We start from the raw sequence: 22,768 nt of genomic DNA, 5'->3' as shown, positions 1-22,768 counted from the left end.
GGGTGCGCTCCGACGGCGGGTGCCCACACGTTTCATACGCCGGGCGGCCGTCGGGCAGCGTATGGCAGACGACGTCCCAGCCATGACCCGGTTCCCGGTGCCCGACGTTGAAGACCTCCCGGAGGACCTCAGAGAGCGAATCGACGCTGAGGAGGAGCGCGCAGGGTTCGTCCCGAACGTCTTCCTCGCGTACGCCTACCGCCCCTCGCACTTCCGGGCGTTCTTCCAGTACTACGACGCGCTGGTCGAGCACACCGAACTCGAACGCGAGGAGATCGAGATGATCGTCGTCGCCGTCAGTGGCGTCAACGACTGCTACTACTGCAACGTCGCCCACGGGGCGCTGGTGCGCATCTACGCCGACGACCCGCTGCTCGCCGACCACCTCGTCGCGAACCACCGGACCGCCGACCTGAACGACGCCCACCTCGCGATGCTCGACTTCGCCGTGACGCTCACCGAGTCCCCCGGGGAGATCGACGAGGACGACTTCGCCCGCCTTGAGGACCACGGGTTCTCCCGGCGCGCCATCTGGGACATCGGCAGTGTCACCTCCTTCTTCAACCTCTCGAACCGCATGGCCCACCTCGCGGACATGCGCCCCAACGCCGCGTTCCACACGATGGGCCGCTGACCCCGGACTGGTCACCGGACCTGAAACTTCGCTCTCGTGAGGCAAACGCCGGTCGTCGGTCACGCCGGAAGAGTCCGGGTGGACACGACCGTGCCATCTATGCTGGTGAAACCGAGTGACACAGGAGGTTGAGAACAGTAAACGGATTTAAATCATGTATTTTAATCTCTCAAACAATGTCGAAAAATGTATGGTGGTGAATCCACCAACTGCTGACATGCGAGACCTGGACGACACCGACCTGAACATCCTCCGGCTCCTCCTCGAAGACGCCAGCAGGACGTACAGCGACATCGCCGAACTCGTCGGCGTCTCCCCGCCCACCGTGTCCGACCGTATCGACCGCCTCCGCTCGATGGGGATCATCCGGCGGTTCACCATCGACGTCGACACCGACAAGCTCGCCGACGGGGTCGCCGTCCTGGCCGAGGTCGACCTCTGCCCCACCGTCGACGACGAGGTCCTCGACCGGTTCGCCGGCCTCGAAGCCGTCGACCACGCCTACCTGACCGCCGACTCCCGCGTCGTCCTGAAGGCCAACGTGCCCCGCGGCGAGGTCCGCGACCTGCTCGCCGACGCCGTCGAACTCGACCTCGTCGAGAACTACGAGGTCAGTCTCCTCTCGGCCGACCGGTGGGAGCCCCAGGTCGCCGACCCCGACGCCCCCGAGGGAACCGAACAGCCCGTCGTCCGCTGAGGGACCGGTTCGACCAAAACTGTTCTATAGGTACGGGACGCAGGGACAGCCATGACGACGCGCATCCGCGTCAGCGACATGACCTACCACACGCACGAGGAGATCGTCCAGACGGCCATCGAGATGGCCGACGGGGTCGATTCCGTCGACATCGACAGCGAGGAGCAGGTCGCCACGGTCGAAGGCGACGTCTCACCCGACGAGGTCCTCGAGAAGGTCCAGATGGCGGGGTACGAGGCCGAGACGGTCGAGTAGCGCACCCGCCGCCGCGCTCGCGCGGTGCGATGAACGCCTATTTGTTATTCGCGTGGCTAGTTCCGGCCGATGACAGACGCCAGTCCGTCCCGTCGTCGCTTCCTGCGCGCAGGTGTCGCTGCACTCCCGGCCGTGCTCGCCGGGTGCATGGGTGGTGGTGGTGGCGACAGCACGTCCACGAGAGAGCCCGGAACCGTCGCCGTCGGCCCGAACGGGGAGTTCGTCTACGACCCGAAGGAGCTCACGGTCGCCGTCGGCGACACCGTCACGTGGGAGTGGGAGTCGAACACGCACAACATCGTCGTCGAGAGCCAGCCAGCGGAGGCCGACTGGCCGGGCACCGAGGGCGGCGCGACGAAGACCTACGACGAGGGGTATACCTACGAGTACACCTTCGAGGTCCCCGGCACGTACGAGTACTACTGCTCCCCGCACCGGAACGTGGGGATGGTCGGGACGGTCGTCGTCGAGGAATAGCGAGACGTCTCAGAGCCGTATCTGGTTCAGGTAGACCATGACGGCGTAGAAGAGGACGCCGATGGCGAACAGGGTGGCCGGGATGAGGAACGGCCCGAACGTCTCGTAGATGTCGCCGAGTACCGAGAGCATATCCCAGCCGTCGTTCCGGTGATACTTCGGTCTATTCGTCGGCGGGTTCCTCTGCCGCGACCGGCGTGAACTCGCTCGTCTCGACCTGGTCGGCCTCCTTCGCCGCCCGTTCGACCTCCCCGAGCGACCCGATGTCGTCCCCGGCCCGGGCGACGGTGAGGTTCACGTCGCGCTTCGGGAACGGGATCTCGATGCCGGCCTCGTTCATCGCGGCGTAGAGGCTCCGGTTGAGGTGGTGGCGGGCGCGTTGCTCGCGGTTCGGGCTGGTGACCCAGCACAGCAGTTCGTACTCCAGCGCCGAGTCGCCGAAGCGACGGAACCGCATCCGGGGCTTGGGCGAGTCGAGTGTCATCGTCTCGGCCTCGGCGACCTCGACCGCGAGTTCCTCGAAGGCATCGAGGTCGGTGCCGTAGGCGACCCCGAGGGGGATGCGGATGCGCTTTCGGCGCTGTGGCGCGGACTCGTTGATGATACGGGCGGAGTTGAGCACGGAGTTCGGCACCGTCACCATCACCTCGTCGCGGGTCAGGAGCGTCGTCGACCGGATGCCGACCCGGACGACGGTCCCGGCGTCGCCGGTGTCGAGGACGATGTAGTCGCCGATCTTGTACGTGTCGTCGAAGTAGAGCGCGAGGCCGCCGAAGAAGTTCGCGACGGTGTCCTTCGCGGCGAACCCGACCGCGATGCCGGCGATACCGGCGGCCCCGAGCAGGGGCGTGATGTTTATCTCGAAGATGGCGAGGATGGCGCCGGTCGCACCGACGAGCATCAGCAGCGTCCAGACGTTCGAGAACACCGGCGCGAAGTCGTAGCGGCCGCCGTTGTCCTTGACCTCCTCGACCGCACGGTTGACGATGTTGTTCAGGGCGCGCGCCCAGACGAGGACGATGACCGCCAGCGACGGCTTGCCGAAGAACTCGGTCAGCTGCTGCTGGAAGGCGACGGAGGTCGACCCGTCCGGCGTCGCGGTCAGGACCCACACGCCTGCCAGTGCTGCCGAGATGACCAGCGGCCAGCGGAGTTCGTCCAGGACGATGTTGTCGAGTCGGCTCTCGGTCCGGCTGACGAGCCGCCTGGCCAGCCGGATGAGTCCGACCTCGAGGACGACCGCCGCGAGCAGCGAGAGGCCGAGCACCAGCACGGTCCGCTCCCAGAGGGGGAACCCCGAGAGGTACTCGGTGATTTCGGCGAGCATGGTATCCCTATACTCCCTGTGAGGTTAAGTATCGATGAGTGCCGCGTGCTCGCAGGCTCCAGTCGGAAAGGCCGGGGTTTCATTTCGTGGGCCGTGGTCGATACTGGTGATGTATCGCACCGGTCACTACGGTGTCTCGTTGCTCGCCTACGCCCCGGTCGGGGCGGCGATGCTGCTCGCGGACCGCCCCGCGTTCGCGCTGCTGGGCGGCGCCATCGTCCTCGGGCTCTCGCGCGTCCCCGACCTCGACCACCAGGCCCCGTTCATCCAGCACCGCGGTCCCACGCATACGCTGGCGTTCGCGCTGCTCGTGGGCGGGGCCGCGGGGGTGGTCGGCTACTACGGTGCGCCGGCGCTGGGGCTCGACGCACAGCTACTCGCCGGGTTCTGTCTCGCGATGGGTGCCTACGGCATCCTCGCGCACCTCCTCGGCGACGTGCTCACGCCGGCGGGGGTCCCCCTGTTCTGGCCGCTCTCCTCGCGGACCTACTCGGTGTACGTCACCCGGGCGGACAACCGGGTCGCGAACTGGCTGTTGCTCGCGCTCGGCGTGTTCGTGACGGTCGTGACCGCGGTCGCGGTCGCGCGGGTCGCCTGACGGCCCGCCGAACATCTCGAACAGCGTTCATGACAGTTTATTTCTAACATTGTTTTTCATCCTCTCGGCGACACCTACCGCGTATGGACCCCATCGACTACGGCCGCTTCGAGGACGGCCGACACGTCAACTACTACGAACTGGACCGGACGTTCCGGCGGGAGGTCCGGCGCGTCACAGGCGCCGACGACCACGAGTGGGCCGCCGAGCAGTTGCGGTCCTTCGGCGACGTGGTCGGGAACACCATCGCCGACAACGCGGACGTCGTCGACGAACACGGCCCCATCCTGCACACCTACGACCGCGACGGCGAGGTACAGAACTACGTCGAGTACCACCCGAAGCAGGCAGAGAACGAGCGTCTCGCCTACGGCGCCGGCATCGTCAGCGACGCCTTCGAGGCCCCGCCGGGCCGGGACGACCCCATGCCACTCACGCACCACCTCGCGATGGAGTACCTGCTCTCGTACGCCGACCCGGGGTTCACCTGCCCGGTGTCGATGACGGCGGGGGCCGCGCTCGTCCTCGACAAGTACGGCGAGGGCGAGACCCTCGAATCCTACTACGAGGGCCTCGTGACCCGCGACGGCGACGAGAACATCGAGGGCGCGATGTTCCTCACCGAGAAACAGGGCGGCAGCGACGTGGGCGCGAACGAGACGGTCGCGGAACACGTCGCGGGGAACCGGTACGAACTCACGGGCGAGAAGTGGTTCTGTTCCAACATCGACGCCGAGGGCACCCTGGCGCTGGCCCGGACCCCCGACGCCCCCGAGGGTACGAAGGGCCTCTCGCTCTTCCTCGTCCCGCACACCGTCGACGGGGAGCTGAACGACCAGCTCTACCGCCGGCTGAAGGACAAGCTCGGGACCATCTCGGTGCCCACGGGCGAGGTCGAGTTACAGGGCGCGACGGGCTACATCGTCGGCGAGGAGCAGCGCGGGTTCAGGTACATGACCGACATGCTGAACCTCGAACGCCTCTCGAACGCGACCGCCTCGGTCGCCATCATGGGCCGGTGTCTCCTCGAAGCAAAGGTCCACGCCGCGAACCGCGAGGCCTTCGGGTCGCCCATCCAGGAGTACCCCCTGATGAAGCGGGACCTCGTGGACATGGCGGTCGACCACGAGGCCGCGGTCGCGTACACCTTCGAGGCCGGGCGGGTGCTGGACCGGCGCGAGCGCGAGGGCGACGACGACGCCTACCGCCTGATGCGCGTGCTCGTCCCCATCGCGAAGTCCCGGACCGCCCGGATGGCCGTCGACACGGCCAGCTACGCGATGGAGATCCTCGGCGGGAACGGCTACGTCAAGGACTTCGTGACCCACCGGATGCTCCGGGACGCGCAGGTCCTGCCCATCTGGGAGGGCACCTCGAACATCCTCGCGCTCGACGTGCTCCGCGCCCTCGACCGCGAGGACGCCCACGAACCGCTGCTGGAGACCATCCAGGCCAACCTCGACGCGGCAGAGCACCCGGCGCTGGCCGAGACGACGGAGACGATACAGGACGCCTACGCCGACCTCGGGACCGCCATGGCGACCCTCGCCACCGAGGACGGCGAGTACGCCCAGCTACAGGCGAAGGAACTCGCCGACTACATCTTCGACGTGTTCACCGGGTCGCTGCTGCTCGCGGAGGCCCAGGCCGAGATCGACGCGGAAGCAGACGCCCGGCTCGCACTGGTCGCCGAGCGGTTCGTCGACCGCCGGCTCCGAGACCACGACGCCCGGGGCATCACCGGCGGAGACCGGTTCGCGCTGGAGCACTTCGATGCCGTGGTCCGGTACGAGTCGGTCGACCCCGAGACGCTGGTCGAGACGGCGCCCGCGGACGACTGACGCGAGCCTCTCCCCGAACCCCGGTTCGGAAGTGAAAAAGCGGCTTTCGAGCCACTGTAACATCTACTTTCGAAACTGCAGTCTTCACTTTCACCCTGATATTCCGATATCCACTGTCACCTCTCGTTGGCACGACGACTATGCCCGTTCCCGCCCCAGTACGTCCATGGAACGAAACGCGGTCCGCCGCGCCTGGGACCGGGTCGGCGACGCCTACGGCGACTTCAGGAACGCCGACGGCCCCGAGACGGCCCTCTTCGCGGCGTTCGCAGAGCCACTCGAACCGGGGAGCCGCATCCTCGACGTGGGCTGTGGCGACGGCCGCCGCACCGCCGCCCACCTCGTCGACGAGTTCGTCGTGCTCGGCATGGACTTCTCGCGGGGGCAACTCGACCGACTCTGTGAGTCCGTCCCGGCCGCGACGCCGGTACAGGGCGACATGACCCGGCTCCCGGTCGCCGACGCGAGCGTCGACGGCATCGTCGCGTACTACTCGGTCTTCCACGTGCCCCGAACCCAGCACCAGACGGTCTACGACGAGTTCGCGCGGGTCTGCCGGCCCGGCGGCCGACTCATCCTCACCGTCTCGCGGCAGGCCCACGAGGGGACCCGGCAGGGGTGGCTCCGCCCCGACGTGGAGATGTTCTGGAGCGCGCCCGGCCGGGAGGCGACGATGGCCGAACTCGACGACGCCGGGTTCGACGTGGTCTGGGCGCGGGACGTGGTCGACGGGCTGGGCGAGACGGTCCACGTTGCCCTCTGCGAGCGTCGAGAGCACGAGGAGTGAGGACCGCTACTCGACGCCGATGACGTTCTTGCAGCCGGCGCAGACGTACACGTCGCTCGACTCCGGGCCGACCTCGTAGGACTCCGGGTCGAGCTGGGGCACGTCGCTGACGGTCTCGATGTCGTCGTGGTCGAGTTCGCCGCAGTTCTCGCAGACGAGGGGGTCTCGCTCGATTCGCATGTCCGATGGAACTCGTGCGAGGGACATAGCCCCACCCCGGTCGTGCGACCGCCTCGCACGGGGCCCACCCGGAGGCGACCAGAAGTGCCGGAAAACTTTTGTAATACATCTGTAACGGTTCTCGTATGCTCCGACGCGACCGGTCCCTGCTCGCGACAGCGTGTCTGCTCCTTCTGGCCTGCGCCGTGGCGCTGGGTGCCGCGCCGGTGGGCGCCGAATCGACACCGGCCGACGACCCGAACGTCACCGTGGTCGCACACTACCCGACCGACGACGGCTACCAGAACGAGACGGTCGTGACTCCGGATGACGTGGCCGCCGTCGGCGCCATCTCCGAGCAGAACGGGCTGTACCGGGTGCCGATTACGCTCACCGAGAAGGGCGGCACGTCGTTCGCCTCGACCCTCGTCGAGAGCGGCTTCACGTCCGACGGCGTCTCGGGCTGTCGCTGGCAGCAGACCGAGGCCGACGCCGGCTACTGCCTGCTGACGGTCGTCGACGGGGAGGTGACCTTCGCCGCCTCGCTGTCCCCCGGCCTCGCCTCGTCGATGGAGTCCGGTGACTTCGAGGACGACCCGCGGTTCGTCCTCGCCGCAGAGTCCAAGGCGAAGGCCGAGACCATCGCCGAACAACTGGAGGCTGGCGGCGACGACGGCGAGAATAACACGACCGGTTCCGGCGACGATTCCGCGACGACAACCGACGGAGAGAACCCACGCGCAGAGAACACTGCCACCGACTCGGCCGGGTCGACGCCCGGGTTCACCGCCGTCGGCGTCGTCCTCGCGCTCCTCGGAACGCTGCTGGTCGCCCGGCGCTGACTACCGCGGCGTCTCGCTGCCCCACTTCTCCAGCGCGGTCGCCAGTTCGTCGTGGCCGTCCGCCGCGTACTCTTCGAGGGCCACGTCCTGCATGCTCGCCTCGACGGACTGGCGGAGGGCACGCGCCCCGGCCTCGGTGCCGTCGGGGTGACCGTGGATGCCGCCGCCGGCCTGGATGGCGATGTCGGTGCCCAGCGCGTCGATGAGCGCGTCGATGACGCCCGGGTGCAGGCCGCCGGAGGCGACCGGGAGCACGTGGTTCAGGCCGTAGAGGTCGGACGTGAGCCACTGGTTGATGCCCGGCGTGTCCTCGTTGGCGAGCTTACCGAGGCCCGCCGTCCCGGTGTGGATGTGGTCGACGCCGCAGAGACGGGCGACCTGCGCGATGACCCGCATCGAGACGCCGTGGTGCTCCATGCGGTCGAAGGCCGCGTGCATGGCGCGGTGGGCGTGGATGGCGAGGTCTAAGTCCTCGCAGTGCTTGCGGACGGTCTGGACCGCGGACCAGCCGCAGGTGACCACGTCGACCATCACGAAACCGCCCCCCTGCTGTTCGACGAACTCGGCGCGGCGGATCATCTCGTCGGTCTCGGCGGTGATGTTGACGAGGTAGTCCTTCTTCTCGCCGGTCTCGTCGGTGAGTTCGCGGGCGACCTCGAGCGAGCGCTCGACGCGCTCCTCGAAGGGGTTGAAGTCCTGGTCGGTGAGGTTCTCGTCGTCCTTGAGGAGGTCGACGCCGCCGCGCCAGGCCTGCTCGGCGATGTCGACGTGGGCCTTCGTGGAGAGGCCGACCTTCGGCTTCGGGACGGTGGCGAGGACCGGGCGGTCGCCGGCGTCGAGTTTCTCGGTGGTCACGTCGGTCCCGTACTGCGGGCCGGGGAACCCAGAGACGGTCTGCTCCGGCCACCCGCAGTCGAGCAGGCGGATGGAGTCGACCGCCTTCATGCCCATTATGTTCCCGGCGATGCACGAGAGTATCTGGGGCATGGAGCCCGGCTCGAACAGGTCGGCGGGGTAGGCGACCGTGATGGTTCCCGCGTCCTCCGCGACGTCGCAGGCGACCGCGGAGAGGTCGGTCAACTCGGCCTCGTCGACGTGGAGTGCGGCCCACGTCCCGTTCGAGGACTCGCTGGCGACGCGGGAGGCGGCGTCCGCCCACGACATCCCCTCGGCGGGGGCGATGCGGAACTCGCACACGAGGTCGGTGTCTGTCGGGGTGTAGTCCAGGTCGAGGAAATCGTCGTACTCGATGCCGGTCATGGTTGAATCTGAAAGGTTTACTGGCGAACTACTTGGTCGTTCCCCTGGCTGACAGGTTCCGGGCCGCTGACTCCCTCTCGCCGCCGCTCAGAACAGGTCGGGGACGTCCGCCAGCGAGTCGACCACGAAGTCGGGGTCGTGCTCGCTCTCCTCGACCTCGGCCCGGCTGGTCACGCCGGAGAGGACGAGGACGGTCGTCATCCCGGCACCCTCACCGAGCGCGATGTCGGTGTCGAGGCGGTCGCCGACGACGAGGCAGCGCTCAGGGGGGACCCCGAGTCTGGCCAGCACCGCCTCGCGGGCCGCGTCGTGGGGCTTCCCGAGGACGGCCTCGGGGTCGCGCCCGGCCACGTCGGCCACCGCGTTGATGATGGCACCAGAGCCCGGGATGAGGTGGTCGGCCGCGGGCACCACCCGGTCCGGGTCGGTCCCGACGAACCCGACCGCGTCGTCCGAGAGTGCCCAGAGCGCGGTCTTCAGGTCCTCGTAGGTGAACTCGCGGTCGATGGAGGCCACCACGGTATCGGCCTCGGTGTAGTCCCCGGTGAGCTCCAGGTCGAGGTCGCGGAGCTGGTCGCACAGCCCAGGCTCGCCGATGACGAAGAACCGCTCGCCGGCGTGGTTCCGGGACAGGTACTCGGCGGTGACGGTCCCCGAGGTCAGCACCTCCGCGGTGCTCGCCTCGACACCGGCCGCGGTCAGCCGGTCGGCGTAGGCGGCGGGGAACTTCGTCGGGTTGTTCGAGAAGAACGCCAGCGAGAGGCCGGCGTCGCGGAGTGCCTGCACGGCCTCGACCGCGCCCGGGATGGCGTCGGGGCCGCGCAGGACCGTCCCATCAACGTCGAGTATCGCGCCGTCGAACCGGTCCATTGCCGGACCCTTGGCGCCGGACCGTAATTAGCTCAGTCCAGCCGGACCGTCTCGCCGGTGTCCGCGCTCTCGTACAGCGCGTCGACGACCCGCATGTTCGCGGTCGCCTCGGCCGCGTCCGTCCGGGGCTGGCGGTCCTCGGCGACGCAGTCGGCGAAGTGCTCGACCTGCAGCCGGTACTGGTCGGTCGCCTCGAACGACTCCGTGACCTCGCGGCCGTCCACCCCGTACTCGAGGGTCACCTCGTCGGGGTTCGCGGGGTTGAACGCGTCCTCGACCTCCAGCCAGCCGTTCTCGGCCTCGACGCGGTACTGCTGGACGAGCTGGGTGTCGAAGCTACTGGACAGCTGGGCGGTCGCGCCCTCGTAGTCGAACCGGCCCGTCAGGTGCGTGTCGACGCCGCAGTCGCGGGTGTCGAGCGCCCGGGCCGAGACCGCCTCGGGCTCGCCGAGCAGCGTCCGCAGGACGCTGACGGCGTAACAGCCCACGTCCATGAGGCTCCCGCCGGCCAGCTCGGGGTCCAGCCGGATGTCGTCCGGGCGACCCCGGAGCGGGAACTGGAAGGTCGCGAAGGCACCGCGGACCGCGCCGAGTTCCTCGGCGACGATCTCGGCGGCGCGCTCCGTCCGCGGGTGGTACCGGTACATGAACGCCTCCATCAGCGTCACGCCGGCGTCCTCGCAGTACTGGCCGAGTTCGCGCGCCTCCGCGGCGTCGACCGCGAGGGGCTTCTCGCAGAGGACGTCGAGCCCGGCGTCGGCGGCCCGCTTCGTCCACTCCGCGTGGTGCGAGTTCGGGAGTGGGACGTACACCGCGTCGACGGCCGCCTCGTCCAGCAGCTCCTGATAGGAGCCGTACGCCTCCGGGACGTCGTGGTCGCGCGCCACCGCCGCCGCCCGGTCCGCGTCGCGCGACGCGATGGCTGCGACCTCGTGCTCGGAGGCCTGGATGGCCGGCACGACCGATTTCAGTCCGATGTTCGCGGTCGAGAGGATACCGAATCGCATGGGCGTCCGGTCGCGCCCTGTTGCCTAAAGTTCCGGTGGCACGCGTCGATGGTTGCAGACTTTCAACAAATTAGGTGTAATGATAGTAAAAATTTAACTGGGTGTGGTACGAGTTTACGTACTAACACCTCGATGACCAACAGCACGCTGGAAACCGGTTCCTCGCTCGATATCGACGAGCTCTTCGCCGACCCCGACGCCGAGCCAGCAGACGAGAGCGAACCGACGACGACATCCGAGCCCGAGAGCGAACCCGACGAGACCGACGACATCGAAGACGTGACCGCCGGCGAGCTGTTCAAGCAGCTCAGCGACGACCACGCCGCCGCCGTCGACTCCGAGGACGGCTACGCCGAACTCTCCGACGAATCACCCGAAGAGATAATCGCGAGCGCCGACGAGGCGGTCGAACACGTCGACGAGGTCGACGAGGCCATCGCGGCCGACGACGACCTGCTCGACGACCTCCTGCTGGACGGCCGGACGAAGGCTGACGGCTTCCTGTGGGTGGAGACGGAGGACGACGAGTCGGCCGAGGGGACGGACGCGGCCGACGCCGCGGACGAGTCCGAACCCGTCTTCGAGTCCCTCGAGGACGAGGACGAATCGGCCGCCGGGGACGAGCCCGACTTCGACGACGCGGAGGCCGACGAACCCGAACCCTTCGATGTCCCCGACGCGGAGGTCGAGGCCGACCTGGCTTCGGAGGACGGAACTGCGGAGGACGCGACCGAAGACGAGCCAGAACCGACGGCGGAATCGACCGCCGAACCGGAACTCGACTCCGGTTCGTCCCTCGACGCGACGTTCGAGGCCGACGAACCGGCCCCGGAAGCGACCACCGAGGAGGAAGCGACTCCGGAGGCCGCGCCAGAGGCCGAGTCCGGCGAGGACGACGAACCGGATGCTGAGGAGGCTGCCGACGCCGAGCCCGCCGCCGACGACGAAGACGACGACAGCTCCGGCGGGCTCGCCAGCAAGATCCGGTCCATCCTCTCGTCCTGACCGCTCTCCGGGCAGACAGGTCATCGACCCTTCTCGTTCTCTCGCCCCGCGAGCGGCGCCGCTCCCCCGAAACGGCCGATACGCCTAAGGGTAGGAGACTGGTGAAATCCCGTATGGTTACTTCCCAGGATCTCATCGCCCACCACATCACGGTACTGGAACGGTGTGGTCTCTCTGCGGAGGAGATCTGCGAGGTCTACGGGCTCAGCGACCCGCCAGACGACGTCTCGCTGGAAGCCGTCGTGGAACGGGGCTACGACGGCGAGTTCACGCCGCGCACCATGTACGACCAGACCCACCGGGTGCTCGCCGCCTCCAGCCGGGGCATCGACGTGCCGCGGCAGTACCCGGACCGCGTGGTCCCACAGCAACTCGACACGGTGTTCGGTGCGTACGGGTTCGGCATCTACTTTCTCGACGAACACGGCGACCCGGTCGATTCGGGCGCGGAACCGACGCAGCCGTTCACCATCGCCCTCGAGGACCCGAACGGGAACGTCCGCAAGACGCGCTTCTCGTACCCGGAGACGGCCCTCGGCGAGCACAACTACCCGGCACTCATCGCTACACTCCAGGAGGACCTGCTCGACGGCGTCCCGCTCACGTTCGCGATGCTCTCGAACTGGGCCGAGGACCGCTGGCGGTTCGTCCTCTTCGAGGCCAAGCGCCTGGACGCACTCGAATCGCACTACGGCGACGGTATCGAGGCGTTCGGCGAGCCGCTCCTGCACGAGCAGAGCCCCGCCGACTTCGCTGCCGAGGCCACCGCGGCCGCCGAGGCCACTGCTGCCGCCGGGAGCGCGGCGGAGGAGACGGACGCACAGACCGCGGCCGCCGGCGGGAGTGGCTCCGGCACGACGGGGTCCGGTGACGGCGACATCGGCGTCGACGAGTCCACCGAGGGCTGGCTTGGCGACGGGCTGGCCGACCTGAGCGAGGTCGACCTCGACGGCGAGGACGAGGACCCGGCCGAGGAGCCCGCGGAGGCCGCCGCCGAGCCGGAGGCTGACTCCGCACTCGACTCCATCTTCTCGGAGATGGAGGCCGCCGCCGACCCCGCCGGGGAGACCGGCGTCGAGGTCCAGTCGACGGGCAAGAGCGTCCGCGACCTCGTCGGTGGGACGGGCAGGGACGCCGGCACTGCCGACCCGACCGGAGACCCGGCAGGGACGGCGGAGCCGGAGCCCGAGCCGGCGTCGGCACCCGACCCAGAGCCGGAACCGACTCCGGATGCGACCGACCCCGAATCCGCCGACGCCTCGGCCGCCGCGGAACCGGTAGCGGCGAGCGACCCGGAACCGGAACCCGAGCCCGCCGAGAGCGGCGGTCCGGACGAGGACGGTGGCTTCGTAATGGCCGAGCCAGAGCCCGTCGAGGAGGCGCCCGAGCCTGCAGCCGACCCGGAACCGGTCGCAGAAGCGCCCGAGTCCGTCGAGGAACCGGAACCGGCTTCCGACCCGGAACCAGCCAGCGCGGAATCGGCTGCCGCCGAGGAGCCCGAAGCCGTGGATGCGGCGTCAGAGACAGCGGAGGCAGAGCCGGCCGGCGAGTCCGAGCCGGCCGAAGCCCCCGAGCCGGTCGCCGAATCCGAGCCCGAGCCGGCTCCGGAGACCGAACCCGAACCGGCGGCAGACCCGACGTCCGAATCGGAGCCGGCCGCAGACCCGGCACCCGCCAGCGAGGCGGACCCCGACCCGGAGCCGGAGCAGGCGAAACCGGCGGACACAGAACCGGCGACCGCGCAGACCCCGGACCAGACCGACGGCCCCGAACCGGTGACCATCGGCGGCGGAACCGACACCGGTGCCGACGACGCGCAGGCTTCAGCTGGGAACGAAGAGACCGCCGACGCGGACGCGGCAGACTCTCAGCAGTCGGAGTCGAAGGGGTTCGTCGGCAAGCTACTCGGTGCCATCAGGGGCCTGTTCTAGTCGCGGAAGACGATCTCGTCTATCTCGCGGCGTTCACCGTCGTCGTCGTCGTTCTCGTACTTGTAGCGGACGTCTTCGTCCTCGTCGTGGGTCGCGCGGTGCGAGCCATCACAGAACGGTCGGGTCGCGGAGAGCCCGCACTGGCAGATGGCCACGTCGCCCTTCTCGTCGTGGATGTCGTCCGGCGTGATGATGTAGGGGCTGTCCTCGGTGTGGGTCACTTCTCTGGCCATACCCGAAGGCCCGCCACGCAGGGTGATAGCACTTGCCCCACAACGCTCCCCCGCCGGGACGCCGTGGGCGACTTTCCGGCTGCCAACAGTTAATATCCGGGCCCCGTGATTGCTAACCAATCGATGACCGACCGTGACCGGAGCGACCGGCTCGCGGAGTACGTCGCCGTGCTCCGCGGGTTCGGCCTGTCCGACGCCGACATCTGCGCGCGACACGGGCTCGACCCCGACGACGGGGCCGACCTCGTCGACCGCCTCGACGAGCCGCTGGAGACAGCGACCGAGCAGTCGCTGTACGAACACACCCACGACGCCATCGCGGGGTCGGCTCGCGGTATCGACGCCGACCGCGAGGCCGAGGACCACGTCCCGGCCCTCGCCGCGGTGCTCGACGAGCAGGGCTGGGACCTCGCGGTCGAGGACCAGGGCGAAGACGAGGACTCGCTGGAACTCACCGTGACCGGTTCCGACGGCGACGCCCGGTCCGGGACCTTCAGCTACCCGGACCACCCCCTCGGCGCCGGGAACCTCCCGGCGCTGGCTCACGCCGTCGGCTCCCTGCTCAACGGCCAGACGTTCGTCCTGCTGACCGAGAAGGACGGGCGCTGGCGGCTCGTCCTCCTCCCCGAGGACGACCTCGACGCCCTCCGCGGGGACTACGGTGAGCGCATCCGTGTCTTCCGCCGGCCCCTGCTGGCCGCCGACCAGCCGGCCGACTTCGCCGAGGCGGTGGCCGGGTCGGACCGCGAGGACGAACTCGCCGGGCTCGCGGGTGACGCCTTCGCGGAGTCGTTCGGGACCGGTCCCCGGGTCCATCGCTCCTCGCGCCCGCTGGACGAGGACGCCGGCGGCTCGGCGGAGCCGAAGACGGTCGTCGGCGAGAGCGTCGACGAGGTGTTCGAGGCGATGGCGGACGACGCCGAGTCCGCCGATGACCCCTCGACTCACACCGTCAGCATGGACGACGACGAACCGAGCGAAGTCGGAAACTCGTCGTCCGGCTCCGGCGACAGCCTCGTCGGCGGGACCCCCCGCACGACCGTCGTACAGGGCAGCGTCGACGACATGTTCGACGACGAGGAAGCGGCGGATGAAGACGAGCGCCCGGCGGCAGAGGCACCCTCAGCAGACACCGAGGCTGGTGACGCAGACGACGAACCCGCAGCTGAATCGGCCGACCGGTCCGGCCCCGACGCCGAGGCCGAACAGCGCGTCGCCGACCTCGCGGCGGCCGCGGCCTCCGTCGGCCCGTCGAAGACCCCGGATGACGAGGCGGAAGACACCGCCGAGGACGAGGAGGACGCCAGCGAGGCCGTGGATTCCGCCGGCGAAGACAGCGAGTCCGCGGACGAGGTCGAACCGGAGCCAGTCGCCGATTCCGTCGCTGACGAGGAGGACGTGGCGGCCCCGGATGCCGAGTCTCCAGAGCCGCCCGAAGCCGAGACGGTCGGCGACGCGGCCCCAGAACCGGCCCCTGCCGAGACGCCAGCAGCCGACCCCGAGGCCACCCCGGCGACCGACGACGAGCCGGAGGACACGCCCTCCATCTCCGACGTGGAGCTCGACGTCGACGACTTCGAGGAGCCGGACCTTGGCGACGGTGAGTCGAACACGGACGGCCCCCTTGCGGGCAACCTGGGTGGGCCGGCGATAGAAGAGGCGGAGACTGGAACGGGCGACGCTCCCGCCGACCCGAGCGACGCGGAACCGGACGACGAGGGGAAGAGCGAATCGAGCCCGGGACTCCTCGGGCGCTTCTCGGCGTGGCTCCGCGGGCTCTTCTGAGCCACGGCTCCTCGAGTTCCAGTGCTGCGTCGCGAAGAAATGAACCGAGAGAGTAGTGAGCTTACAGGAAGCTCTCGATGTGGTCTGCGACCTCCTCGGGAGTGTCGCCGACCGGGACGCCCGCGTCGTTGAGGGCGTCGATCTTGGACTGCGCCGTGCCGGTCCCGGAGCCGGAGACGATGGCGCCGGCGTGGCCCATGCGCTTGCCCGGCGGGGCGGTGCGGCCCGCGATGAAGCCGGCGACCGGCGTGTCGACGTGCTCGTCGATGTAGGCCGCGGCCTCCTCCTCGTCCTCCCCACCGATCTCACCGCACATGACGATGGCCTCGGTGTCGGGGTCGTTCTCGAACAGCTCGAGGGCGTCGATGAAGTCCGTCCCGATGATGGGGTCGCCGCCGATGCCGATGGCGGTGGTCTGGCCGATGCCGCGCTCGGTCAGGTTGGAGACGACCTGGTAGGTGAGGGTACCGGAGCGGGAGACGAGGCCGACGTTGCCGGCCTCGAAGATGTTGCCCGGGAGGATGCCCAGTTTGGCCTCGCCCGGCGTGATGAGGCCGGGACAGTTCGGGCCGACGAGTCGCGTGTCGACCTCGGTGAGGCGCTTGTTCACCTTCGCCATGTCCTGGGTCGGGATGCCCTCGGTGATGGCGACGGCGAGGTCCAGCGGCGCGTCGAGCGCCTCGAAGATGGCGTCCGCGGCGAACGCCGGCGGCACGAAGATGACCGACGTGTCGGCGTCGTGCTCCTCGGCGGCCTTCTGGACCGTGTCGTAGACCGGCACGCCGTGGACCTCCTCGCCGCCCTTGCCGGGGACGGCGCCAGCGACCACGTTCGTGCCGTACTCGATCATCTGGCCGGCGTGGAACTTGCCTTCGCCGCCGGTGATGCCCTGTACGATAACCTTGCTGTCGTCGTCGACGAGTACACTCATTATTCGCTCACCTCGTCTGCGAACTCGACCGTGCGCTGGACCGCGTCCTCCAGCGTCGCTTCGACGGTCACGAGTTCCTTGTTCAGAATCTCCATACCTTCCTCGGCGTTCGTGCCCGCGAGGCGGACGACGACCGGCTTGGGGATCTCGTCGAACTGCTCGAGTGCCTCGTTGATACCCTTGGCGACCTCGTCACCGCGGGTGATGCCACCGAAGATGTTGAACACGACGGCGTCGACGTTGTCGTCGGAGAACACCATGTCGAGTGCGTTCGTCACGCGCTCGGCCTTGGCGCCGCCACCGATGTCCAGGAAGTTGGCGGGCTTGCCGCCGTAGTAGTCGACGAGGTCGAGCGTCGTCATGACGAGGCCGGCACCGTTGCCGATGATGCCGACGTTCCCGTCGAGCCGGACGTAGTCGAAGCCGTACTCGTCGGCCTTGCGCTCGAGTTCGTCAGCGCCTGCTGCGGCTTCCTCCTCCATCTCGGCGAGGTCGGGCTGACGGAACAAAGCGTCCTCGTCGATGTTCATGACGGCGTCGGCCGCGACGACCTCGCGGTCCGACGTGATCATGAGCGGGTTGATCTCGGCGTCGGCGCCGTCCTTGTCGTCCCAGAGCGTGTACAGTGTGCGAAGCACCGAGGCGACGTCGTTGGCGACGTCGCGCTCGACGCCGGCGTCGTAGACGGCCTTGCGGGCCTGGTAGGGGTGCATCCCGAAGGAGGGGTCGACGTGCTCGCGGACGATGGCGTCGGGGTCCTCCTCGGCCACCTGCTCGATGTCGACGCCGCCTTTCGTCGAGACCATGGCGACCGGCTTGCCCTCGCCGCGGTCCATCGTGACACCGACGTAGAGCTCGTTGACGAAGTCGACGGCCGCCTCGACCAGCACCTTGTCGACGTGCAGGCCCTTGAGGTCCATCCCGAGGATGGACTCGGCAGCCTCCCGCGCTTCGTCTTCGTTCTCGGCGAGCTTGATGCCGCCCGCCTTGCCTCGACCTCCCACCTGTACCTGCGCCTTGACGGCGACCGGATAACCGATATCCTCGGCCGCCGCGACGACGTCCTCGACGCTGTCGGCGAGCGTCGAATCCGGCGTCGGAATACCGGCGTCGGCGAAGACCTGCTTCGCCTGGTACTCGTGAAGTTTCATGCGTTCGAAACCCCGCCCCGTGGCCGCTTAAATCCCGACGATTCGGTCGTTGACTTGCCGGAGAATCGACCGGAACCCACGGCCGTCGGAGTTAAGCCGGCGCCCACCCTGGGGATTCACGACAGACATCCTGTCCGGTGAGATCATTCCGACCACCCCTTCCCCACTCGTGTCCGAGCGGCTCGCGTACGTGGGTCTGCTCGTCCTCGCGACCGTCGTCCTCTCGACGCTCTCGGGGTACGCGGGGGTCGTCGCGCGGCGCCGGCCCGAACACCGCCGGACCCTCCTGCTGTTCGCGGTACTGATGGGGAGTTCTGCGTTCTGGGCGGGCGCGTACTCGCTCCAGCTCTGGTCGACGACCGAGGAGGCGAAACTGGTCTGGCTCGCGCTCGCGAACGTCGGGACCGTCGTCGCGCCGGCGACGTGGTTGCTCTTCGCGCTCTCGTACACCGGAAAGGACCGGTGGCTCGACTGGCGGACGGCCGGGGTGCTGGCCATCGAGCCGCTCCTGGTCGTCGCGACGGTCCCGACGACCCAGACGACCCGGCTCTACTGGTACGACACCGGCATCACCACGGAGCCGTTCCTCCTGCTCACCCGGGAACTCGGCCCCCTGTTCCACGTCCACGCGCTGTACTCGTACCTCGTCATCCTGCTCGGGACGGGCATCCTCGTCCAGTGGTCCCGTCGCCAGCAGGGGGTGTACCGGGGGCAGGCCGTGCTGCTGACGGCAGGCGCGCTCTTCCCGGTCGTCTCCAACATCGCCTTCCAGCTCGGGGTCGGCCCCGACAACATCAACCTCACGGCGCCCGTGTTCGCGCTCTCGGGCGTCGCCTTCTGGACGGCCATCGCCCGCTACCGGTTGCTCGACGTGGTCCCGGTCGCCCGCGAGTCGGTCATCGAGGACATGCGCGACGGCTACCTGGTCGTCGACGAACAGGACCGCATCGTCGATACGAACCCGGCCGCGACGCGATTGCTCGGCGAGGGCTCGCTGGCGGGCGAACACGTCGAGTCGGTTCTCCCGGCGGTGACCGACCTCCTCGACGACGGGGCGGCGACGCCCCCGGACGACGCGGAGGGGAGCGACACCCGGACCGAACTCGTCCTCGGGGACGACAGTGACCGCCGGTACATCGACGTCTCGGTCTCCTCGCTGGGGCCCGGGACCCGCAGCACGCTGGTCGTCCTGCGCGACATCACGGAGCGCCGCAGCACCGAGCGTCGGTTCCGGGCACTCATCGAGAACTCCTCGGACATCGTGACGGTGGTCGACCCGGACGGGACCGTCGAGTACCAGAGCCCCTCGACCGAGCAACTGCTCGGGTACGACCCCGAGGACGTCATCGGGACGAACGCGCTCTCGTACGTCCATCCCGACGACAGGGACGACCTCGCGTCGCTCTTCCAGGAGGGGGTCGGCGAAGGGGGGCGCATCGAACGAAGCGAGTACCGCATCCGCACCGCCGAGGGCGACTGGCGGACGTTCGAGGCCCTCAGCCGGAACCTGCTCGACGACCCGGCCGTCGGCGGCTTCGTCGTCAACTCGCGCGACATCACCCGGCGGAAGCGCCGCGAGCGCGAACTCGCCGAGACCAACGACCGACTCGACCAGTTCGCGAGCGTGGTCAGTCACGACCTGCGCAACCCGCTCAACGTCGCACAGGGCTACGTCGAACTGCTGGAGGAGACGGTCGATGGCGACGCGGCCACCTACGTCGCGGAGGTCGCCGAGAGCCACGACCGGATGGGGCGCATCATCGACGACGTCCTGGCGCTCGCGCGCGACGGGACCGAACTGGGCGAGACGGAGGCCGTCTCGGTGGCCGCCCTCGCCCGCGATGCCTGGGGCAACGTGGAGACGGGCGCCGCGACGCTGGCGACCGACACCGACCAGACAATCGTCGCCGACCGGAGCCTCCTCGAACGCGTCTTCGAGAACCTCTTCCGCAATGCGGTCGAGCACGGCGGCGACACGGTCACGGTCACCGTCGAGGACCTGCCGGACGGCACCGCCGGCTTCGTCGTCCGCGACGACGGGCCGGGAATCGACCCCACGGTCAGGGACCACCTGTTCGACCCCGGTGTGTCGGGGTCGTCCGGGACCGGCCTCGGGCTGGCCATCGTCGAACGCATCGTCGAAGCCCACGGCTGGACGGTTCGACTCGGTGAAGAAGCCGGGAAAACGTCGGTCGATCCGGCGGCCGACGAGGCCGCACAGGCCGCCGAGGTGGAACTGTCGGGGGCGCGGTTCGAGTTCCTCACAGGAGCGTGAGGACGAGCCCGGCGAGGTACAGCCCGACGACGAGGTAGACGAGCACGAGCAACGCGTTCCGTTTCGGCGCGTTCGCTCGCAGCCCGACGCGGTAGCGCAACCCGCGCTTTCGTCCCTGTTCGCCGGAGTCCGCGCTGTTCCAGAGCGACCCGGGGACCGCCAGCAGGGAGAGTATCACCAGGCGCCAGGGCCCACGACGGCGGGAATCGCCACGAGCGTCAGGTGGCTGCCCCATCGGTGGTCTGGTCGTCGGTCGTGGAGTCGGGGGTCGCTCCAGCGGACGTGTCGGTCGTCTCGGTCGCGGTTCCAGTCGAGGAGTCCGTCTCGGATCCGGTCTCGGTCTCGGTCTCACCCGTCGAGTCGTCGGTCGTGGTCGTGCTGTCGTCGGTGGTCGACGAGTCGCTGGTGGTCGAGTCGTCGGCCGTCTCCGTGCCATCACCGCCATCCGTCGTGGTGGTGTTCGTCCCGTCGTCCGAGCCGGTGGTGGTGCTGTCGTCGCCGGTGTCCGTGCCACCGTCGTCCGTCTCGCTACCGCCGGTCGTGTTGTCGGTGGTGTCGTCGCTGCCGGTCGTCGAGTCGTCGACGGTCGTGTTGTCCCCACCAGTCACGTTGTCGTCGGCGGTGTCGTCGCCGGTGGTAACGTTGTCGTCGGTCGAGTTGTCACCGCCAGCCACGTCCCCGCCGTCGGTGACGTTGTCGGTGCTGTCGTCGCCAGTAGTGACGTTGTCGTCGCCGGTGGTGACGTTGTCCGTGGTGTTGTCGCCGGTGGTGACGTTGTCGATACCGTCAGTGACGTTGTCGCCGCCGGTCACGTTGTCAGTGGTGTTGTCCTCACCAGTGACGTCGTCGCCGGTCGAGCTACCGCCACCGGACTGGCCGCCGACGGGTGCGCCGCCGGTCGAGCCGTCCTCGACGGTGCCGTTGTCGTCACCCGCCGGTTCGGGCTCGGGTGCCACCGCGATCTCCACCGTCCGGGTGGAGAACGAGTCGATGACGAACGTGAGGTACACGCCACTGCTGCCCGACTGCTTCGCCTTGCCCGTCACCGTCGTCTCGTACAGGCCGCTCTCGACGAGCGCGCTGTCCAGCGAGACGGTCGCTCTGGTGAGGTCCGTCGTGGACACGCCGAGCACGTCGGCGAGGCGGGCCGCGTCGATGTAGATGCGGGCCGGGTCGTCGGCCTCGCGGGTGAACGTCATCGTGACGGTCCCGTCCGCGGACCGGAGTACCTCGACGTAGATGACGTCGCTCCCGTACTCGGCTGCGAGGACGTGTCCCTGCAGGGTGTCCGCGTGGAAGCCACTGACCTCGACCGTCGTCGGCTCGACCTGGTCGATGGTCGCGGCAGCGAAGACGGAGACGTTGGCCGCCTCGCTGTCGCTGAAGAAGGCGGCGGCGCCGCCGCCACCGACGAACGCCGCCGTGACGACCACGAGGGCGACCAGCGCGACGAGCAGCCGTCTCGCGTCAGTCATCGCTGTCTCCGCCCGCGGACGGGGATTCGTCGCCGAGGAAGGGCCCGAACGTCCCACGTCGCGGTGAGTGCGTGTCGGCCCCGTGTTCGTCCTCGGCCTCGGTCGTCTCGTCTGTGCTGTCGGCTGCATCCGCGGCCGACCCGTCGTCATCGGCATCCGCATCGTCGGTCGAGCCGGTGTCGATGGCGGGCTCGGCCTCGGCTGCCGGCTCCTCGTCCGCGACCCGGACCGGGGCTCGCGGGACGATTCGGGGCTCGTCGGCGACAGTCACGCCGCCGTCGGTGACCGAGCGGCCCTGGTCGGCTGGCTCGGGCCACTGGCGCCAGAAGCTCCCGAGCAGCACGAGCAAGCCGATGGAGGCGACGAAGCCCATCATGCTGACCGTGAGGAACTGCTGGAAGCCGAGCATCCGGCTGTACACCAGCCAGAGGATGACCCCCGAGTACAGCACCAGCAGACCGGTCACGCCGATGCCGATGCGGAGCTCCTCGCGCGTGAACGTGAAGGCGTCCTCCTCGGCTGCATCCGTGTCGGCCGCGGCGGCGGTCGCCGCGGACGCGCCCGCCTGTTCGGTGGCGGCGGACTGGTCCTCGTCGTCCCCGGTGGCCGACTCGGTGTCGCGCCCACGCCCGAGGACGCCGGTGCTGATCAGCGACCAGACCTCGCTCAGGATGAGCAGGCCGAACGGGACCAGTACCAGCGCCAGGAAGCCGGTCTTCGAGTTGACGAACTGGATGACGTAGCCCACCTTCGGCAGAGTCAACGAGATCTTCCCGATGACCGCGCTCGTGGTGACCAGTCCGCTGTCCGGGTCCTCGTTCGCGTCACCCTTGGTGACGAACGCGACGTCCCCTGTCTCTGTCGTGGTCCGTTCCACGACCCGGTGGGTCGTCGGGACGTTCATGTTCGCCCGCTCGTAGATGATGACGTCGCCGACCCCGATGGTCGTCGGGTCGACGTGCGTCACGATGACCACGTCACCCGGGCTGATTGCCGGTTCCATGCTCCCCGTCAGTACGACGTAACTCTGGTCGCCACCGGCGACCTGTGGGACCGCGTAGATGACGAAGGGAACGACGATAGCCAGTAACAGCAGTAACCCGACGACGTTCAGCACCGTCCCCAGTGCCCCCCTGATGAGCCATCGCCGGTCGTTTGAATCCTTTCGTGTCATGTGAACTCCCTTCCCTGGGGCGTCGCGTGACGCCCCGGAATACTCTCCCCGAAG

24 protein-coding genes are annotated in these 22,768 nt (G+C 68.8%); 12 read left to right on the top strand and 12 right to left on the bottom strand.

Annotated features, from left to right (window positions below):
* The first annotated feature begins 61 nt into the window (after nucleotides 1-61).
* From NOV86_RS01170 to NOV86_RS01155, 4 genes are all read left to right on the top strand, one after another.
* Complete coding sequence (locus NOV86_RS01170) at nucleotides 62-634, top strand: peroxidase-related enzyme (RefSeq protein ID WP_267639393.1); 573 nt, start codon at nucleotides 62-64, stop codon at nucleotides 632-634.
* Nucleotides 635-851: 217 nt separating this feature from the next.
* The gene (locus NOV86_RS01165; protein ID WP_267639392.1) at nucleotides 852-1,331 is read left to right on the top strand and encodes an Lrp/AsnC family transcriptional regulator; all 480 of its coding nucleotides are present in this window, start codon (nucleotides 852-854) and stop codon (nucleotides 1,329-1,331) included.
* Between the two features lie 51 nt (nucleotides 1,332-1,382).
* On the top strand, nucleotides 1,383-1,586 hold the full coding sequence (locus NOV86_RS01160) for a heavy-metal-associated domain-containing protein (protein WP_267639391.1): 204 nt from the start codon (nucleotides 1,383-1,385) through the stop codon (nucleotides 1,584-1,586).
* A 69-nt stretch (nucleotides 1,587-1,655) separates the two neighbouring features.
* Nucleotides 1,656-2,063, top strand: coding sequence for a plastocyanin/azurin family copper-binding protein (locus NOV86_RS01155; RefSeq protein WP_267639390.1), 408 nt, complete (start codon nucleotides 1,656-1,658; stop codon nucleotides 2,061-2,063).
* Nucleotides 2,064-2,072: 9 nt separating this feature from the next.
* Here the strand turns inward: NOV86_RS01155 and NOV86_RS01150 are convergent, their stop codons facing one another.
* Entirely contained in the window at nucleotides 2,073-2,195 is a 123-nt protein-coding gene (locus tag NOV86_RS01150) for a hypothetical protein (protein WP_267639389.1), read from the bottom strand.
* Between the two features lie 31 nt (nucleotides 2,196-2,226).
* Nucleotides 2,227-3,390, bottom strand: a complete 1,164-nt coding sequence (locus NOV86_RS01145; protein WP_267639388.1) for a mechanosensitive ion channel family protein — start codon at nucleotides 3,388-3,390, stop codon at nucleotides 2,227-2,229.
* A 109-nt stretch (nucleotides 3,391-3,499) separates the two neighbouring features.
* Between NOV86_RS01145 and NOV86_RS01140 the strand changes: the two genes are divergently transcribed.
* From NOV86_RS01140 to NOV86_RS01130, 3 genes are all read left to right on the top strand, one after another.
* Nucleotides 3,500-3,988, top strand: coding sequence for a metal-dependent hydrolase (locus NOV86_RS01140; protein WP_267639387.1), 489 nt, complete (start codon nucleotides 3,500-3,502; stop codon nucleotides 3,986-3,988).
* Between the two features lie 83 nt (nucleotides 3,989-4,071).
* On the top strand, nucleotides 4,072-5,829 hold the full coding sequence (locus tag NOV86_RS01135) for an acyl-CoA dehydrogenase family protein (protein WP_267639386.1): 1,758 nt from the start codon (nucleotides 4,072-4,074) through the stop codon (nucleotides 5,827-5,829).
* 166 nt (nucleotides 5,830-5,995) lie between these two features.
* The gene (locus NOV86_RS01130; RefSeq protein WP_267639385.1) at nucleotides 5,996-6,616 is read left to right on the top strand and encodes a class I SAM-dependent methyltransferase; all 621 of its coding nucleotides are present in this window, start codon (nucleotides 5,996-5,998) and stop codon (nucleotides 6,614-6,616) included.
* Nucleotides 6,617-6,622: 6 nt separating this feature from the next.
* Here the strand turns inward: NOV86_RS01130 and NOV86_RS01125 are convergent, their stop codons facing one another.
* On the bottom strand, nucleotides 6,623-6,796 hold the full coding sequence (locus NOV86_RS01125) for a hypothetical protein (RefSeq protein WP_267639384.1): 174 nt from the start codon (nucleotides 6,794-6,796) through the stop codon (nucleotides 6,623-6,625).
* 125 nt (nucleotides 6,797-6,921) lie between these two features.
* Between NOV86_RS01125 and NOV86_RS01120 the strand changes: the two genes are divergently transcribed.
* Nucleotides 6,922-7,617, top strand: coding sequence for a hypothetical protein (locus NOV86_RS01120; protein WP_267639383.1), 696 nt, complete (start codon nucleotides 6,922-6,924; stop codon nucleotides 7,615-7,617).
* Here NOV86_RS01120 and rbcL read toward each other — a convergent pair whose 3' ends face one another.
* The 3 genes from rbcL to NOV86_RS01105 all read right to left on the bottom strand — a co-directional run bounded on the left by rbcL (nucleotide 7,618) and on the right by NOV86_RS01105 (nucleotide 10,754).
* Complete coding sequence (gene rbcL, locus NOV86_RS01115; protein ID WP_267639382.1) at nucleotides 7,618-8,877, bottom strand: type III ribulose-bisphosphate carboxylase; 1,260 nt, start codon at nucleotides 8,875-8,877, stop codon at nucleotides 7,618-7,620. It abuts the gene before it with no gap.
* 87 nt (nucleotides 8,878-8,964) lie between these two features.
* A complete protein-coding gene (locus tag NOV86_RS01110) occupies nucleotides 8,965-9,747 on the bottom strand; it encodes an HAD-IIA family hydrolase (RefSeq protein ID WP_267639381.1) in 783 nt (260 codons plus the stop codon).
* A gap of 32 nt (nucleotides 9,748-9,779) precedes the next feature.
* On the bottom strand, nucleotides 9,780-10,754 hold the full coding sequence (locus tag NOV86_RS01105; RefSeq protein ID WP_267639380.1) for a Gfo/Idh/MocA family protein: 975 nt from the start codon (nucleotides 10,752-10,754) through the stop codon (nucleotides 9,780-9,782).
* Between the two features lie 132 nt (nucleotides 10,755-10,886).
* Here NOV86_RS01105 and NOV86_RS01100 point away from each other — a divergent pair, with 132 nt between their 5' ends.
* Both NOV86_RS01100 and NOV86_RS01095 read left to right on the top strand, forming a co-directional pair.
* Nucleotides 10,887-11,759 (top strand): hypothetical protein, encoded by an 873-nt coding sequence (locus NOV86_RS01100; RefSeq protein ID WP_267639379.1) that lies wholly within the window; start codon nucleotides 10,887-10,889, stop codon nucleotides 11,757-11,759.
* 113 nt (nucleotides 11,760-11,872) lie between these two features.
* On the top strand, nucleotides 11,873-13,690 hold the full coding sequence (locus NOV86_RS01095) for a hypothetical protein (protein ID WP_267639378.1): 1,818 nt from the start codon (nucleotides 11,873-11,875) through the stop codon (nucleotides 13,688-13,690).
* Here NOV86_RS01095 and NOV86_RS01090 read toward each other — a convergent pair.
* Nucleotides 13,687-13,923, bottom strand: a complete 237-nt coding sequence (locus tag NOV86_RS01090) for a CDGSH iron-sulfur domain-containing protein (protein WP_267639377.1) — start codon at nucleotides 13,921-13,923, stop codon at nucleotides 13,687-13,689. The genes NOV86_RS01095 and NOV86_RS01090 overlap by 4 nt on opposite strands.
* A 123-nt stretch (nucleotides 13,924-14,046) precedes the next feature.
* On the opposite strand from NOV86_RS01090, the gene NOV86_RS01085 reads away from it, so the two are divergent.
* A complete protein-coding gene (locus tag NOV86_RS01085; protein ID WP_267639376.1) occupies nucleotides 14,047-15,708 on the top strand; it encodes a hypothetical protein in 1,662 nt (553 codons plus the stop codon).
* Between the two features lie 61 nt (nucleotides 15,709-15,769).
* Here the strand turns inward: NOV86_RS01085 and sucD are convergent, their stop codons facing one another.
* Together sucD and sucC are read right to left on the bottom strand one after the other, a co-directional pair.
* Nucleotides 15,770-16,639: a succinate--CoA ligase subunit alpha gene (sucD, locus tag NOV86_RS01080; protein ID WP_267639375.1), complete on the bottom strand. Its 870-nt coding sequence runs from the start codon at nucleotides 16,637-16,639 to the stop codon at nucleotides 15,770-15,772.
* Entirely contained in the window at nucleotides 16,639-17,790 is a 1,152-nt protein-coding gene (gene sucC / locus NOV86_RS01075) for an ADP-forming succinate--CoA ligase subunit beta (RefSeq protein WP_267639374.1), read from the bottom strand. Before sucC ends, sucD begins: the two co-directional genes overlap by 1 nt.
* A gap of 169 nt (nucleotides 17,791-17,959) precedes the next feature.
* On the opposite strand from sucC, the gene NOV86_RS01070 reads away from it, so the two are divergent.
* Nucleotides 17,960-20,065: a histidine kinase N-terminal 7TM domain-containing protein gene (locus tag NOV86_RS01070; RefSeq protein WP_267639373.1), complete on the top strand. Its 2,106-nt coding sequence runs from the start codon at nucleotides 17,960-17,962 to the stop codon at nucleotides 20,063-20,065.
* On the opposite strand, the gene NOV86_RS01065 is transcribed toward NOV86_RS01070, so the two are convergent.
* From NOV86_RS01065 to NOV86_RS01055, 3 genes are read right to left on the bottom strand one after another with little or no spacing between them, the layout of a single operon-like run.
* On the bottom strand, nucleotides 20,052-20,243 hold the full coding sequence (locus NOV86_RS01065) for a hypothetical protein (RefSeq protein WP_267639372.1): 192 nt from the start codon (nucleotides 20,241-20,243) through the stop codon (nucleotides 20,052-20,054). The genes NOV86_RS01070 and NOV86_RS01065 overlap by 14 nt on opposite strands.
* A gap of 40 nt (nucleotides 20,244-20,283) precedes the next feature.
* Nucleotides 20,284-21,540 carry a hypothetical protein gene (locus tag NOV86_RS01060; protein ID WP_267639371.1) on the bottom strand — a complete coding sequence of 419 codons (1,257 nt, stop codon included), beginning with the start codon at nucleotides 21,538-21,540 and terminating at the stop codon, nucleotides 20,284-20,286.
* The gene (locus tag NOV86_RS01055; protein ID WP_267639370.1) at nucleotides 21,533-22,714 is read right to left on the bottom strand and encodes a signal peptidase I; all 1,182 of its coding nucleotides are present in this window, start codon (nucleotides 22,712-22,714) and stop codon (nucleotides 21,533-21,535) included. The genes NOV86_RS01060 and NOV86_RS01055 overlap by 8 nt, the downstream gene beginning before the upstream one ends.
* Nucleotides 22,715-22,768: the final 54 nt, after the last annotated feature.

It is taken from the genome of Haloarchaeobius amylolyticus, assembly GCF_026616195.1.
Taxonomy (GTDB): Archaea; Halobacteriota; Halobacteria; order Halobacteriales; family Natrialbaceae; genus Haloarchaeobius; species Haloarchaeobius amylolyticus.
Note: the sequence above shows the minus strand (reverse complement) of the source record. Positions and strands in the feature narration are given on the sequence as shown.

Excerpts from the sequence above, each read along its gene's own strand:
- NOV86_RS01085 (WP_267639376.1), top strand. The coding sequence starts at position 14,047 with ATGACCGACCGTGACCGGAGCGACCGGCTCGCGGAGTACGTCGCCGTG.
- NOV86_RS01095 (WP_267639378.1), top strand. The coding sequence starts at position 11,873 with ATGGTTACTTCCCAGGATCTCATCGCCCACCACATCACGGTACTGGAA.
- NOV86_RS01135 (WP_267639386.1), top strand. The coding sequence starts at position 4,072 with ATGGACCCCATCGACTACGGCCGCTTCGAGGACGGCCGACACGTCAAC.
- NOV86_RS01130 (WP_267639385.1), top strand. The coding sequence starts at position 5,996 with ATGGAACGAAACGCGGTCCGCCGCGCCTGGGACCGGGTCGGCGACGCC.
- NOV86_RS01145 (WP_267639388.1), bottom strand. The coding sequence starts at position 3,390 with ATGCTCGCCGAAATCACCGAGTACCTCTCGGGGTTCCCCCTCTGGGAG.
- NOV86_RS01165 (WP_267639392.1), top strand. The coding sequence starts at position 852 with ATGCGAGACCTGGACGACACCGACCTGAACATCCTCCGGCTCCTCCTC.
- NOV86_RS01105 (WP_267639380.1), bottom strand. The coding sequence starts at position 10,754 with ATGCGATTCGGTATCCTCTCGACCGCGAACATCGGACTGAAATCGGTC.
- NOV86_RS01090 (WP_267639377.1), bottom strand. The coding sequence starts at position 13,923 with ATGGCCAGAGAAGTGACCCACACCGAGGACAGCCCCTACATCATCACG.
- NOV86_RS01170 (WP_267639393.1), top strand. The coding sequence starts at position 62 with ATGGCAGACGACGTCCCAGCCATGACCCGGTTCCCGGTGCCCGACGTT.
- rbcL (WP_267639382.1), bottom strand. The coding sequence starts at position 8,877 with ATGACCGGCATCGAGTACGACGATTTCCTCGACCTGGACTACACCCCG.
- NOV86_RS01140 (WP_267639387.1), top strand. The coding sequence starts at position 3,500 with ATGTATCGCACCGGTCACTACGGTGTCTCGTTGCTCGCCTACGCCCCG.
- NOV86_RS01120 (WP_267639383.1), top strand. The coding sequence starts at position 6,922 with ATGCTCCGACGCGACCGGTCCCTGCTCGCGACAGCGTGTCTGCTCCTT.
- NOV86_RS01150 (WP_267639389.1), bottom strand. The coding sequence starts at position 2,195 with ATGCTCTCGGTACTCGGCGACATCTACGAGACGTTCGGGCCGTTCCTC.
- NOV86_RS01110 (WP_267639381.1), bottom strand. The coding sequence starts at position 9,747 with ATGGACCGGTTCGACGGCGCGATACTCGACGTTGATGGGACGGTCCTG.
- NOV86_RS01100 (WP_267639379.1), top strand. The coding sequence starts at position 10,887 with ATGACCAACAGCACGCTGGAAACCGGTTCCTCGCTCGATATCGACGAG.
- NOV86_RS01155 (WP_267639390.1), top strand. The coding sequence starts at position 1,656 with ATGACAGACGCCAGTCCGTCCCGTCGTCGCTTCCTGCGCGCAGGTGTC.
- NOV86_RS01125 (WP_267639384.1), bottom strand. The coding sequence starts at position 6,796 with ATGCGAATCGAGCGAGACCCCCTCGTCTGCGAGAACTGCGGCGAACTC.
- NOV86_RS01060 (WP_267639371.1), bottom strand. The coding sequence starts at position 21,540 with ATGACTGACGCGAGACGGCTGCTCGTCGCGCTGGTCGCCCTCGTGGTC.
- NOV86_RS01160 (WP_267639391.1), top strand. The coding sequence starts at position 1,383 with ATGACGACGCGCATCCGCGTCAGCGACATGACCTACCACACGCACGAG.
- NOV86_RS01055 (WP_267639370.1), bottom strand. The coding sequence starts at position 22,714 with ATGACACGAAAGGATTCAAACGACCGGCGATGGCTCATCAGGGGGGCA.
- sucD (WP_267639375.1), bottom strand. The coding sequence starts at position 16,639 with ATGAGTGTACTCGTCGACGACGACAGCAAGGTTATCGTACAGGGCATC.
- sucC (WP_267639374.1), bottom strand. The coding sequence starts at position 17,790 with ATGAAACTTCACGAGTACCAGGCGAAGCAGGTCTTCGCCGACGCCGGT.